Below are 13,520 nucleotides of genomic sequence, written 5' to 3'. Positions count from 1 at the left end.
TTCCTTTGACGTCCGGGGTCATCAGCACTGTGAACCTGACGGCGACCTGAACGCCAGCTTGCCTAAGGGTTCAGCTTGGTGTCAGCTTCTTCACGCCTTGGTGCAGGTGATCGGAGGCGGAATGCGGATATTGCTGATAGAGGATGATCCCGGCCTAGGCTCGGCCGTGCGCGACCAGATCGCGGCCGAGGGCCATCTGCCCGACCTTGCGCCCTCACTGGCCTATGCGCGGGAACTGCTTTCGACGGTGGGCTATGACCTGATCCTGCTGGATCTTGGCCTGCCCGATGGGCGCGGGCTCGATTTCCTGAAAGCCCTGCGCGCCAGGGGTTCGGTGACGCCGGTGATGATCCTGACCGCGCATGACCGGATCACCGAGCGGATCGAGGGGCTGAATGCCGGGGCCGATGATTACATCGTCAAACCCTTCGACCTGGCCGAATTGTCCGCCCGCATCGCGGCGGTGGCCCGGCGCTACTCCGGCAATCCCAACCCGCTGATCACGCTGGGCAATCTTGAAATCGACCTCGCCGCCCATGCGATCCACGGGCCAGAAGGGCAGATCGACCTGTCACAACGCGAATGGATCATCTTCGAGGTCCTGTTGCAGCGCCCCGGCCAGATCGTCTCGAAAAGCCAGATCGAGGATCAGCTCTACTCCTTCGATGCCGAGGTCGAAAGCAACACGATCGAGGTCTATGTCAGCCGGTTACGCAAGAAGCTGGGCAAGGACGTGGTGCAGACGATCCGCGGCCTTGGTTACCGGCTGGGCGCACCATGAGGCTCTGGTCCCTTCTGACGCAAAGCCTGCGCGGGCAATTGGCGATCGGCGTTTCGGCCATCCTCGTGGTGCTCTGGGTCGGCGCGGTGATCGGCAGCGCCTATGTCGTGCGCACCGAGATCGACGAAAGCTTCGACGCCGCCCTGCAGGAAACCGGCGAGCGGATCTTGCCCCTGGCCGTGGTCGAGCTGATCGGCTCGGGCGATGCCGCCACCGCCCAGCGCATCCTGCCCCTCGCCCATCGGGACGAGAAGATCACCTATATCGTGCGCAATGCCGAGGGGAAGATCCTGCTCTACTCCCACGACGCCGACCCCAAGGTCTTTGCCCAGGTCGAGGGCGAGGGCTTCTTCACCACGCCCAACCACCGGGTCTACAGCCGCTCTGCCGTGTCCGGCCAATATGTGATCGAGGTGGCCGAACCCCTCTTGCACCGCCAGATGGCCCTGCGCGAGACGGTTCTGGCCATGCTGGTGCCGCTGGGCGTGCTTCTGCCGCTGTCGCTCTTCGGCGTGGCGCTCTGGGTCAGCCGGGGCCTGCGCCCGCTGTCGCACCTCTCGGTCGCTTTGCGGCTGAAAGGGGCGGATGACCTGACCCCCCTGCGCCTGCCCGGGTTGCGCAGCGAGCTGATCCCGATCGAGGCCGCCGCCAACCGCCTGATGGCCCGCCTGCAACGCGCCTTGGAGGCCGAGCGCAGCTTTGCCGCCAATGCAGCCCACGAACTCCGCACCCCGATCGCCGCCACCCTCGCCCAGACCCAGCGCCTTGTCGCCGAAAGCCCGGAAGGCGCGCTGCGAAACCGGGCCCTGCAAGTCGAGGCTGAACTGAAGCGCCTCGCCCGCCTGGCCGAGAAACTGATGCAACTGGCCCGCGCCGAGGGCGGCGCGATGCTCGGCACCGCGCCTTCCGACCTCGTGCCGATCCTGAAGGTGGTGCTGGGCGATTTCGCCCGCTCCGCCCCCGACCGGATCAACGCCGATCTGCCGAAAGGTGCGGTCCTGTCGCGGCTCGACCCAGACGCTTTCGCGGTCCTGGCCCGCAACCTGATCGAAAACGCGCTGCTGCATGGCACCCAAACCCCGGTCAGCGTCTCCCTCTCCCCCGCCGGGGTGTTCACCGTCACCAACGACTGCCCCGCTATCTCGCCCGAGGTGCTGGCCACCCTGACCCTGCGCTTCGAACGGGCGGGGGCGCGCAGCAGCGGCTCGGGCCTCGGCCTCGCCATCGCCGCCGGCATCGCCCGCGGGCTGGGGCAGGAGTTGACCCTGCGCTCTCCCGTCGCGCGCGACCGCGGGTTTCAGGTGGCCTTGGCGCTGGTCTGATCGGCAAAGCTGCGGATCGTGGCAATGGCACCATCGAGCGCCTTGCCCGCCTCGTCCTTCAAGGCCGCCTCGCGCAGGCGGCGCAGCCAGTCTGCGCCATCCTCGCGGTCCTCCACCAACGCCAGCGCGCCCAACACCTTGTCGAACTTCGACAATCCCCGCGCATGGGTGTCGGAATAACCCTTGATGAGCCTGCGACAGCGGATCACCTCCACCGCCAGATCATAGCGCGGCAGACAGGCCATCGCGCGCGCCAGCCAAGCCTCCAGATGCGCCACCTCCTCGGCATGGCGCAGGGTCCGGGGCCGCCAGGCCTTCATCCCGCCCAGAAGGTAAAGCGTGACATAGGCCAAAAGCCCATCGGTCCGCAGATGCCGCCCCCGGCCGAACCACCGCTCCAGCCGCGCCATCCAGACCGGGTTCGCCTGCACCTTCCGCCCGAAGCCTGCGGGCAGCAGCCCGGCAATCTCCTCCGCCCGCGGGTGCATGTATTCGGTCAGATGCAGCAGGTTGCCCTCCTTCACCCGCATCTCCGCCGCGATCCGCGCAAACCGCGGCCCCCGGGTCTTCAGATCCGCCACCCGGATCACATCGTCATAACACATCGCATTGGCGAGGTATTTCGCCGCCTCCCGCCCAAGCTGAAACCCCTGCGCCGCAGTATCGCGCGCCAGAACCCCCTTCAGCCGGTCCAGATAGGCCGCGCCATAGGACAGGTCCTGAAAATCCACGACCTTGCGCAACCCGGGCAAAGCCATCTCCGCCACCGGAGCCGGCATGGCCGCCACCCGCGCCGCCAGTGCCTGCCACCGCACCATCAGCCGCGCCGGGCCGCGCACCTGCGTCTCAGCCTTCGCGACCCCCTCCGCCACCGGCGCCTCCGCCGCGAACCCGGCGGCAAAGGCGCGCAAGCTGCTCTCCACCCCCTTGCCGCCCTGCCTTATCGCCGCCTCGAAGGCCTCACGCGGGAAGGGCAGCGCGCCGGATGCCGCCAAGGCCCCGAACAAGGCCGCCGAAATCACCGAGCGGTTGGCCACCGCCACAGCCTCGTAATCCGCCGCGATGAAGCGCCTCGCGGTCAGCGAAGCCGCCGCCATCACCTCCTCGGCATGGGCGATGCCATTGCCCGGCTCGATCTTCTCCGACACCGCCAGCGCGCGATGGGTCGAGGCGATCAGCGTGGTCCGCTCTGGCGTCACGAACCCGCGCAGCATGGCGCGCCCGGCCTCCATCATCTCGGAGGCGATCAGGATATCGACATCCCCCGCCGCCGGCATGAGGGAGAAGATCGGCATGCCCCCCGAAGCCGGCGCCATCTCGATGTAATAGACCGTGGCGCCGGTCCGCTGCGAGACGCCCGCCACGCTCGTCGCCTGCGCGGCATAGCCTTGCGAGCGCGCCAAAGCCTCGATCCAGCCGGTCAGCACCCCGCCGCCTTGCCCCCCCACCGCCAGAATGGCCAGCTTGATGATCGACCCCAGCTTGGGGTCGATCGGCTGCGCTTTGAGGCCCGCGTTCATGGTGCGGCCTCGAAGGTCAGCCGCCGCGCCGCCCGCCGCGCCTGCAACCAGCCGATCACCCGCGCCCGCATCCCGGCCCACAGCACCTCGAACGCCGAGGGGTTATGCACCACATCCGCCCGATAGAAGCTCGGGCAGAGCACAGCCGCATCCGCCACTTCGCCGCAATTTCCACAGCCCACGCAGCTCTGGTCGATATGCGCCACCGGGTCATCGCGCAACGGATCGTCCAGCACCTTCAACCCGAGCGAGGGGCAGCCCGACAGCCGCATGCAAGCGTGATCCCCGGTGCAGATGTCTTCATCCACCCCAAAGCGCGGCGCCTCGACCCGCCGCCCCTCGGCAATCGCCTTCTGCGCCAGGGGCTTCTCGCGCCGCTGCTTGTTCAGCATGCATTCCGAGGAGGCGACGATCACCTTCGGCCCCGCCTCCTTGGTCGTCAGCGCCTCCATGAGCAGGTCGCGCATATGGCCCACGTCATAGGTCCGGTCGACCTGCCGCACCCAGGTGATCCCGATGCCCTTCAAAGCCTTCGCAATCGGGTTCCCCGTCGCCTTGCTGGCATTGGCGGCACGCGAGGACATCACATCCTGCCCCCCCGTCGCCGCCGAATAGTAGTTGTCCACGACGACAGCCACCGAATCCGCCTTGTTGAAGGCCATGTTGCCAAACGACGAACTGAGCCCGTTATGCCAGAACCCGCCATCCCCGATGACCGAGATCGGCCGCCTCTCCCCGCCGCCATCAAAGGCGCCATTGGCCGCAGGCCCAAGGCCAAAGCCCATCGTCGCCCCGCCAATCTCGAAAGGCGGCAAGGCGCCGAAGAGGTGACAGCCGATATCGGCGCTGATCTGCAGCTTGCCGGTCTGCTGCTGCACCAGCTTCATCGCGGCAAAGATCGGCCGCTCCGGGCAGCCGGTGCAAAAGCCGGGCGGGCGGATCGGCACGGTTTTCGACAGATCCGGCACCTTCGGCCTGTCCTGATTGGGCGCCAGCACGCGCGCCGGCAGCAGGTCCGGCGCGGATTTTCGTAGAAAATCCGTGATCCCGTCCAGCAGCACCTGCCCGGTATATTCCCCCGCCATCGGCAATATGCCCTTGCCGAGCAGCTTCACCGTAGACCCGGCCCGATAGAGATAGGTCGACAGGGTCTGCTCGATGAACTCCGGCTGGCCCTCCTCAATGACCAGAACCTGCTCCTTGCCCGCGCAAAACGCCAGAAACTCCGAGGAAATCAGCGGATAGGTCACATTCAGCACATAGATCGGCACCAGACTGGTGCCGTAAATATCCGCCAGCCCCAGCCGCTGCAGCGCCCTTATCACCCCGTTGTACATGCCGCCCTGAATGACGAGGCCGACCTTGGCCTCCGCCGGGCCGAAGACCTCGTTCAGCTTCTGCTCAAGAATGAACTTCTCAGCCGCGGGCCAGCGGTTCTTCACCTTGTCCTGCTCATGCACATAGGACATCGGCGGCAGGACGATGCGGGCGAAATCCGACTGCGGCGCGCTCAAGGCCGCCTTAACCGACAGCGCGGGTTTTCGGTTGTCCTTGGTGGCGAAACTCCCCGTCACATGGCACGACCGGATCCGCACCATCAGCATCACCGGAGAATTGCTCGCCTCCGACAGTTCGAACCCATCCTTCACCGCCTTGGTGATCGAGGGCAGGTTGGGCCGCGGGTCCAGCATCCAGAACTGCGATTTCATCGCGAAGGCATGGGAGCGTTCCTGCATGATGCTGGACCCCTCGCCATAATCCTCCCCCAGAATGATGAGCGCCCCCCCGGTGACGCCGGAAGACGACAGGTTCGCCAAGGCATCCGAGGCGACATTGACCCCCACCGGCCCCTTGAAGGTCACCGCGCCGCGAATGGGATAATGGACCGAGGCCGCCAGCATCGCCGCCGCCGCCGCCTCGTTGGCGCTGGCTTCGAAGCGCACGCCAAGTTCAGAGAGTAGCCCCTCGGCATCGGCCAGCACATCCATCAGATGGCTGACCGGCGCGCCCTGATAGCCGCCGACGTAACCCACGCCGTTTTCCAGCAAGGCCTTGGTGATGGCGAGGATGCCTTCGCCGGTGAAGGTCTCGCCCTCGCCAAGCCGCAGGTCCTGCACCTCTGCCGCAAATGACCGCTCCGCCACCCTCGCCCCCTTCCGTCGATTCCCAAAGTCCTGCGGGGTCCGGGGGGCGCAAAGCCCCCCGGCTCTTAGCGCGGCACCAAGGCCAAGGCGCGAATGGGCGAGCCGGTGCCGTTCTTGATCTTCAAGGGCGCCGCAATCAGGATCGCCCCCTTGGGCGGCAGCCGGTCGAGGTTGGCAAGGCTGGCGAGGCCGAAGCAGTTGTTCTTGTGCAGAAGGTTGTGCGCCGGGAACGGCGGCGTCATGCCACCCGCCTGGCCCGCATCGGTGCCGATGCACTGGCTGCCCCAGCCGGTGATGCCCTTCGCCACGAGGTATTCGATCACCTCCGCCGTTGGCCCCGGCGTATGCGGCCCGGTCGCATCGGCGTTCAGGAACAGATCCTCGTCATGCGCCCGCTTGTCCCAGTCGCTGCGCAGCACGACCCATTCATCCGCATTGATCGCGCCATATTTCTCCTCCCAGGATTTCACATGGTCGATGGTCAAGAGGAAATCCGGGTTGGCCGCGCATTCGGCGGCAAAGTCGAGCACATTGACCGGCGCCACCAGTCGCTGCACCGACAGCGTGTCGGTAAAGCCGTCGGCGTAATCCTTGCCGGTGATCCAATGGTGCGGCGCGTCGAAATGGGTGCCGGAATGCTCGCCCAGCTTCAGCCAGTTCCAGGCCCAGAACGGCCCGTTCTGATCATAGTTCGAGATGGCGTGGATCTCGATCTTCGGCGTGTCCTTGGCGAAGTCCGGCGGCAGCTTCAGAAGCGGCGTCTCCGGCCCCAGCACCCCGGTGCAATCCACCACCTCGATCCCGCCCGAGGCGAGAAACCCGGCGAGGTCGGCCAAAAGTCTTGTCGATGGCATTGTCGGTTCCCCCATGTCTTCTGCCTGCCGTGCGGATGCTAGTCAGATTGAAATGCCATTACAAATCCTGCTTGCGGCTATTTTCCGAAAGCGGCCGCTCCGGCGGCGGCGGCCCCGATCAACCCGGCATCGCTGCCCGCCTCGGCCACCACGACCAGGGGTTGTTCGACCCGCCGCAGCACCTTGGCCCGCACCGCGCGGTCGAGTGCGGCGATCAGCGCCCGGTCATTGGCCAGCCCGCCGCCCACCGGCACGATCGAGGCGCCCACCACGTTCAGCACCATCGCCAGCTGCCCGCTCACCAGATCCAGCCACAGCTTCACCGCGGGCGAGGCCTGGCCCGAGCGCCAGCGCCGGATCACCTCGACCGAGCCGATCACCTCGCCCGTCAGATGCTGGTGCAGCCTTTCGATGCCGCGGGCCGAACCGACCGTGTCCAGACAACCGACCTGCCCGCAGCCGCAGGCAAAGGCCGGCTCGCGGATCACCGGCCCATGGCCCCATTCCCCGGCAAACCCGCCCGCGCCCTGCACCAGGTGGCCGTCGATCACGAGGCCGCCGCCGACGCCAGAGCCGAGGATCACCGCAAAGACATTCCGATGCCCGCGCGCCGCCCCCATCGCCATCTCGGCCAGCGCAAAGCAATCGGCATCGTTGAGCACCAGCACCGGCAGACCAAAGGCCGCCTTCAACTCGCCCGACAGATCGCGCCCGTCGATGGCCGGGATATTCGCCACCTTGCCGCGCCCGGTCTCCGGATCGACCACCCCGGCGATCGAGATGGCTACTCCCGTCTCATCCCCGCGCCGAAAGCCGTTCAGCGCCGCGATGAAGCTGCGCAGATCCTGCACCGGGGTCGCCACCTCACCGAGGAAAACCCCGCCCCGCGCCGCCTTGATGCGCGAACCGCCAATGTCGAAAGCCAGGATCATGCCGATCTCCCTTTGCCTCTGGCTAGGATGGATCGGCGGGGAAGGGAAGTCTTGACAGCGGCCCCCCTGCCCTGCAACAGACCGCAACCCCAGGAGGCCGCCCATGTCCGATGCCGAAGCAACCCAAGATCGCCTGATCCTTGCGCTTGATGTGCCCAATATCATCCAGGGTCTGGCACTGGCCGACCAGCTTGGCGATGCGGTCAGCTTCTACAAGATCGGGCTTGGCATGCTGACCGGCGGCGGGCTGGCGCTCGCCAACGAGCTGAAGCAGGAACGCGGCAAGCGGATCTTTCTGGACATGAAGCTCTTCGACATCGGCGCCACGATCGAGGCGGCGGTGCGCGGCATCGCGCAATATGACCTCGATTTCCTCACGGTCCACGGCGACCCGCAGGTGGTGCGCGCCGCAAGCGAAGGCAAGGGCGACAGCGGGCTGAAGATCCTGGCCGTCACCGTGCTGACCTCGCTCGACCGCGCCGATCTGGATGCCAACATGATCCGCGCCGGCGATATCCACGAGATCACCCTCGAACGCGCCGCCCGCGCGCTGGAGGCCGGGGCCGATGGCGTCATCGCCTCCCCGCAGGAGGCCGCGATGATCCGCGCCCTGCCGCAGGCGGCAGGCAAGCTGATCGTCACCCCCGGCGTGCGGCCTCTTGGGTCGGAAACCGGCGACCAGAAGCGGATCGCCACCCCCTATCAGGCGATTGCCGACGGGGCCGACCATGTCGTCGTCGGCCGCCCGATCTGGCAATCCGCCGATCCGCGCCGCGCCGCCCTGACCATCCAGGCCGAGCTTGCGACGGCGAAATACCGTCCCAACCGCTAAAGCCAGCCGAGGTCGCCAAAGGCCAGCCGCGTGCGGTCCTGCAGGGCGGGCACGCCCCTGGGGTGGCTCAGAAACTCGGCCAGGGGCATCAGCTGCCAAAGCTGACCCTCCTCGCCAAAGCGGATCGCGGCAACCTCCGAAGGGGCAAGCACCCCGGCAAAGAACCAGGAGGTTCTTTGCGCATCCAGCATCCCCGGCAGCGCCCGCCGCCAGATCAGCCTGTCGGGCGGCAGGGTCAGGCCGAACTCTTCCATAAGCTCGCGCAGCACGCAGGTTTCCGGGCTTTCCGCGCCCTCGCGCCCGCCGCCGGGCAGATCCCACATCGCGGGCCAGGGGATATGGGCGAAATCGTCGCGCAGATAGGTCAGGATGCGCCCGCCCGCCAGAAGGGCCAGCTTGGCACCGCTGAAATCCGCAAGCCCCGCCTCAGCCAAAGTTGCGCTTGTAGGCATCGGCCACCTGCGGCATGTCCCAGACCGCGCTGGCGGCACGCCAGAGGCTGGGGGTTTCCTGTTTGAACCAGTCTTCCCGCGGCCGCCAATGCACCATGCAGGCCAGGAACATGTCGATCGCCGTCAGCCGCGGCCCCAGGAAATGCGGCCCGCCGCGCCGGGCGCATTCATGGTCCATCACCTTCCACATCGTCTTGCGGTGGTCGATCACCTTGGTCTGATAGGCCTCGCCGCCATTGCCGGGCACAAAGCGTTCCGGCGCGTCGGAATAGACGAAACTCGGGTAGATCGAGGCGACGAGGAAGATAAGCCAGCGAAAGAAGGCCGCCCGCTCCGCCGCACCCGGCCCCGGCACCAGCGCGTCGCTGCCCGCCAGATCGGCCAGCAGCAGCGTCATCGCGGCGCTTTCGGTCATCACCTCACCCCCTTCCAGCACCATGGTCGGCACCTGGATCAAGGGGTTGACCCGGCCCAGCGCCGCCCGCGCCACCGGGTCCTGATGCACATTGCCCGCGGTGATCAGCCGACAGGGCATCCCGTAGAACGCCAGTTGCAGTTCCACGATGGCAGAGCCCCAGCCGGGGTTTTCATAAAGCGTGATCATCGGCACCTCCTGCAGGGCGAGCCTAAGGGCGCGCAGTAAAGGCGAGGTTAAGGCCTAAAGGTCGTTGATGTCTTCCTTCCAGACCTTGACCTGGCTCCTTGTCACCCCGACCAGCCGCCTGAGCCCGATCCAGGCCGCCAGCGACAGGATGGCGAACATCAGCGCCAGCAGCGCCACATTGCCCGGCGCCGCCCCGATCAGCACCAGCACCCCGGTCAACCCGGCACCGACCGCAAAGCCGAGGAAGATGAACCCCGGCACCACGACCTCGAAGACGGCAAGCACGATGCCCGCCACCACCCAAACCCACCAGACCGTCCAGATCTCCATCTCAACGCCCCTTCAACATCCCGAAAGCATTGGCAAAAGCATCAAGCGCACTGGCCGGGACGATGACCATCTGCTTGCCATCGCCCTTGCCCACCGCGGTCAGCGCCTCGACCTGCTTCAGCGCCACCTGGTACTGCGCCGCCTCGATCCCGTTCTCCTTGATCGCCACGGCGATCACCTGGGTCGCATAGGCCTCGGCATCGGCCAGCACCCGCCGCGCCTTGGCGCCCTGTTCGGCGGCATAAAGCTCGGCATCGGCGTTCAGCTCGACCGAGCGTTTCTTGCCCTCGGCCTCGGTCACCTGCGCCCGCCGCGCCCGCTCGGCATTCAGCTGCTGCAGCATCGCATGCCGCGTCGCATCGTCCAGCGCCACGTCGAGGATCTCGGCCCGCGTCACCTCGATGCCCCATTCGTCGACCATGGCCTTCACATGTTCGCGGATATTGGCGGTCAGCGCATTGCGGTTGGACTGGACCTGGTCCAGCTCCATCTTGCCGATCTCGCTGCGCACGATCCCGGCCACGGTCGTCGCAATCGCCGCATCGACATCGCGGATGCGGTAAACGGTCTTCTCCGGCTCGGTCACCCGGTAGAAGACGCTCGTCTCCACCTTGACCAGCACGTTGTCGGTGGTGATCGCATCCTGCTGCGCGGTCGGCAGCTGGCGCTCCAGCACGCTGATCTTGTGCGCCACGCGGTCCACGAAGGGCACGGTGAAGTTGATCCCCGGCCCGAGCACGGTGCGCAGGCGGCCGAACCGCTCCACGACGTATTTCTGGCTCTGCGGCACCACGCGCACCGCCTTGAAAAGCGCAATGACGATCAGCGCCGCCAGCCCCAGGAACACAATACTTCCGCCGTTCATGAAAACCTCCCTGAAATCTCCCCCCAAAATGCGCCCTTAACGCCGCGCGCGCAACCGCCTCGCTGCGGCAACGCTGCCAAAGCCGGGGTTATCCTCGCGCCCAACCCCGGAGGCGCCCATGACCATCACCGAACTCTCCCTCGCCAGCATCGACGCCGAGGCCCTGCCCCGCGACCGCTTCGCCCTCGACCCGGAGGCGCTGGAGACGCTGCAGCGCTCCATCCTCTGCGACGGGTTGCGCCACCCGATCGAGGTCTTCCCCCTCGCCGGCTGCCCGCCCTGCGACTGGGGCCTGATCTCGGGCCTGCGCCGCCTCACCGCCTTCCGCAACCTCGCCCGGCTGCGCGGCAACGGCGACTTCGCCACGATCCCCGCCGTGATCCGCACGCCCGACAGCATCCCCGCCGCCATGGCCGCCATGGTCACCGAGAACGAGGTCCGCGCCGAGGTCACCCCGTGGGAGAAGGCGACCCTCATCCTCGAATCCGTCCGCCTCGATTATTTCCCCACCCCCGACGCCGCCCTCCTCACCCTCTACCCGCATGTCACCGCCAGCGCCCGCTCCCGCCTGCGCGCCGTGGCTGGGGTGGTGCAGGAGCTGGGCGACATCATCCTCCACGGCCCGACCTATTCGCTGCGCCAGCTGTTGCGCATCGCCGCCGCCCTCCGCCTCGGCTTCGGCCCGCTGATCGAGGTGGCCCTGCGTGAACACCACGAAAAGACCCCCGCCGCGCAATGGGCCCTGATGCTAAACATCCTGATCGAGGCGGAAGAGAGCCTGACCGAGCCGCAAATCCCCCAGGCCCCCGGCCGCCCCCGCCGCCTCTTGTACCCCCGCAGCAACCTGATCATCCGCCGCGAGCGCATCCCCGGCGGCTACCGCCTGATCTTCACCGGAGAGGAGGCCCGGGGGATGCTGATGGACTCGGTGCTGGACCAGATCGAGAGGCTTTATGCGCCGGTGTGAAGGGGGGGCTAGGCTCTTGCAATACCAGTGATGTGCCGCAGCCAAGATAGCACCTCGCCTGTTGGATCAACCTCGCCAAGGCGTTCTGGGGTCATAAGGGCAACCGCTTGGTTATTGAGAATTTTCTTGGCCGCGCTCACCTTCCTCTTTTTGTTCTCTTCAGTGAGAGAGTCCCATTCAGTGCCAGAACCCGCCAAGGCCACTGCCATCGCGACCCTAAGGGGTACGTCATCAAAGTCGTCAAAACTGGCAGGAACAGAAATCTCGACATTGTTGGCCCTGTAAGCTTCATAAATTGCTGCCGGATGAATAAAATTCTCCAGTTCACGCTTGCTGGTAACCTTCGCAACACAGTTGGGGCGTTCGTTTATCGCATTCACGTAGGCTTGATACTTTGCCGCCTTCGGCGGAGCCTCATCCCTATCGCAAAGATGAAATTCCGGACGTTGAAGCGGTTGAAGTCTACTTGTCCATTGAAAAAGCGTACTTCCCCCAAGTGGAATGAATATTAGAACCCCCTCGACCTCGAGCTTTCGAAGAGATTCAATTCCGTCATCTACAATAGACAGAATCGAAGAGATGGATTGCAGAAATGAAATGTCATGCGGCCCCTCCACGCCGACAAATACCTTCACTGCATTATCAGGCAGCACACCCAATGCGCTCGCGATTCCATCGTTAACTGTAGCGCCGCCAACCTGAACTGTCCGCCTTTGTGAATTCCCATCTATAAACCGAATCTGCCGATCAGGTACAGTTCGTGCTAGCATCGGGCTGTGGGAGGTCACGATTACCTGCCGCGAAGTATCGGTGGTGAGCTGCCGAAGAGTAGACATAAGGAGTCTCTGATTGTTGGGGTGTTGTCCAGTTTCGGGCTCCTCGACCGCATATATCACAGAAGAGATATCACTGTCGGTCTTCACTTCCACTTGAGCCCGAAAGAAATTCAGCAGAACGAGTCTCCGGATTCCACTTCCTCGCTTGTTCAAAGGGATTCCATCTTCACCAGTAATGCTCGCGCTGAACAAAGAATCCCATTTCTTCACTTTTATTACGGGACTCAGTGAGGCTGCCACGGAAGAATCCATCTCGGCGATCTTTGCGACAGTTAGTTCGGCCACTTTTTCAACTTTTTCCTTTACTGCCCCAATGATGGATTGGAATTCTAGCTCCAACGACTTCATCGCATCGGATATTGCCATATTCAACGGATCTTGAGCCTCGGCATCCTGATCCGTACTTGGCCGATCCGATTTGAACAACCAATAGGTCGGAAAGTACCTCTCAAGCTCTTCCCAAACAGCTTTACCACCATCCTGTGAAAGGTCGATCTTGGTGAGCTTGCAATCCAGATCGGCAGCTGATGCCCAAATCGCCCTGCGTATTTCCGAATTAACGCTTTTGTTTACTCCATCAAGATTAACCTGAAGCTCTCCAGCTCTTTTGATCAATTCTGCACGTTTTAATATAAGGAGATCTGAATATTTACTTAATGTAGGGTGTGCGGCCACTGCCTGTACCGAAGTTAGCTTTGGAGGTCCTGATAAGTTGTATGTTTTTTCGATTATCAATGTACCGGTACTGGATAGGAGATATTCTTGTTGCAGCGATGTGGGCGCTGAAGCATCTATAATTATCTGACTAGGCAAATCATCAAATTCGCAAGAAATGCGTACGTTTTTTGGATCACCACCAACACTCGCATCTCCCTGATCGATCTTTTTAAGTCCATTGAAGAAGACATCGAGCGCCTCAAGAATTGCGGACTTTCCGGCATCATTCTTTCCAATGATTGTCGTGAAAGTATCGAAAGTTATTAAAAACTCATCTCTATAGCAGCGAAAATTCTGTAGTGTCATAGATACAAGTTTCATTGGTTTCCTCTGATAGAAATTTTCCTCATGTTAGGGCGGGTTA

At 64.2% G+C, this 13,520-nt stretch carries 13 protein-coding genes; 4 read left to right on the top strand and 9 right to left on the bottom strand.

The features are described 5' to 3' along the window. Positions 1-121: 121 nt before the first annotated feature. Both AC1DZT_RS01350 and AC1DZT_RS01345 read left to right on the top strand, forming a co-directional pair. Positions 122-781: a response regulator gene (locus AC1DZT_RS01350; protein ID WP_478004790.1), complete on the top strand. Its 660-nt coding sequence runs from the start codon at positions 122-124 to the stop codon at positions 779-781. Further along, a complete protein-coding gene (locus AC1DZT_RS01345; RefSeq protein ID WP_478004789.1) occupies positions 778-2,103 on the top strand; it encodes an ATP-binding protein in 1,326 nt (441 codons plus the stop codon). Before AC1DZT_RS01350 ends, AC1DZT_RS01345 begins: the two co-directional genes overlap by 4 nt. On the opposite strand, the gene AC1DZT_RS01340 is transcribed toward AC1DZT_RS01345, so the two are convergent. The 4 genes from AC1DZT_RS01340 to AC1DZT_RS01325 all read right to left on the bottom strand — a co-directional run bounded on the left by AC1DZT_RS01340 (position 2,079) and on the right by AC1DZT_RS01325 (position 7,553). Next, the gene (locus tag AC1DZT_RS01340; protein WP_478004788.1) at positions 2,079-3,623 is read right to left on the bottom strand and encodes an indolepyruvate oxidoreductase subunit beta family protein; all 1,545 of its coding nucleotides are present in this window, start codon (positions 3,621-3,623) and stop codon (positions 2,079-2,081) included. The genes AC1DZT_RS01345 and AC1DZT_RS01340 overlap by 25 nt on opposite strands. Then, positions 3,620-5,767: a thiamine pyrophosphate-dependent enzyme gene (locus tag AC1DZT_RS01335; protein WP_478004787.1), complete on the bottom strand. Its 2,148-nt coding sequence runs from the start codon at positions 5,765-5,767 to the stop codon at positions 3,620-3,622. The genes AC1DZT_RS01340 and AC1DZT_RS01335 overlap by 4 nt, the downstream gene beginning before the upstream one ends. Before the next feature lie 65 nt (positions 5,768-5,832). Then, complete coding sequence (locus tag AC1DZT_RS01330) at positions 5,833-6,621, bottom strand: cyclase family protein (protein ID WP_478004786.1); 789 nt, start codon at positions 6,619-6,621, stop codon at positions 5,833-5,835. A gap of 77 nt (positions 6,622-6,698) precedes the next feature. After that, positions 6,699-7,553 (bottom strand): ROK family protein, encoded by an 855-nt coding sequence (locus AC1DZT_RS01325; protein ID WP_478004785.1) that lies wholly within the window; start codon positions 7,551-7,553, stop codon positions 6,699-6,701. Positions 7,554-7,656: 103 nt separating this feature from the next. Between AC1DZT_RS01325 and pyrF the strand changes: the two genes are divergently transcribed. Continuing rightward, positions 7,657-8,385, top strand: a complete 729-nt coding sequence (pyrF, locus tag AC1DZT_RS01320) for an orotidine-5'-phosphate decarboxylase (protein WP_478004784.1) — start codon at positions 7,657-7,659, stop codon at positions 8,383-8,385. Here the strand turns inward: pyrF and AC1DZT_RS01315 are convergent. Genes AC1DZT_RS01315 through AC1DZT_RS01300 form a run of 4 tightly spaced genes read right to left on the bottom strand, consistent with a single transcriptional unit; the run spans position 8,382 to position 10,636 of the window. Continuing rightward, on the bottom strand, positions 8,382-8,837 hold the full coding sequence (locus AC1DZT_RS01315) for an NUDIX hydrolase (RefSeq protein WP_478004783.1): 456 nt from the start codon (positions 8,835-8,837) through the stop codon (positions 8,382-8,384). The two genes, pyrF and AC1DZT_RS01315, sit on opposite strands and share 4 nt — an antisense overlap. Further along, positions 8,812-9,441 (bottom strand): glutathione S-transferase family protein, encoded by a 630-nt coding sequence (locus tag AC1DZT_RS01310; RefSeq protein WP_478004782.1) that lies wholly within the window; start codon positions 9,439-9,441, stop codon positions 8,812-8,814. The genes AC1DZT_RS01315 and AC1DZT_RS01310 overlap by 26 nt, the downstream gene beginning before the upstream one ends. Before the next feature lie 54 nt (positions 9,442-9,495). Beyond that, complete coding sequence (locus AC1DZT_RS01305) at positions 9,496-9,771, bottom strand: NfeD family protein (protein ID WP_478004781.1); 276 nt, start codon at positions 9,769-9,771, stop codon at positions 9,496-9,498. A gap of 1 nt (position 9,772) precedes the next feature. Beyond that, positions 9,773-10,636 carry an SPFH domain-containing protein gene (locus tag AC1DZT_RS01300; protein ID WP_478004780.1) on the bottom strand — a complete coding sequence of 288 codons (864 nt, stop codon included), beginning with the start codon at positions 10,634-10,636 and terminating at the stop codon, positions 9,773-9,775. Positions 10,637-10,754: 118 nt separating this feature from the next. Between AC1DZT_RS01300 and AC1DZT_RS01295 the strand changes: the two genes are divergently transcribed. Beyond that, positions 10,755-11,603, top strand: coding sequence for a ParB/RepB/Spo0J family partition protein (locus AC1DZT_RS01295; protein ID WP_478004779.1), 849 nt, complete (start codon positions 10,755-10,757; stop codon positions 11,601-11,603). Between the two features lie 8 nt (positions 11,604-11,611). On the opposite strand, the gene AC1DZT_RS01290 is transcribed toward AC1DZT_RS01295, so the two are convergent. Continuing rightward, positions 11,612-13,477: an ATP-binding protein gene (locus AC1DZT_RS01290; RefSeq protein ID WP_478004778.1), complete on the bottom strand. Its 1,866-nt coding sequence runs from the start codon at positions 13,475-13,477 to the stop codon at positions 11,612-11,614. Positions 13,478-13,520: the final 43 nt, after the last annotated feature.

Source organism: Rhodobacter sp. P1_C2, assembly GCF_056406375.1.
Note: the sequence above shows the minus strand (reverse complement) of the source record. Positions and strands in the feature narration are given on the sequence as shown.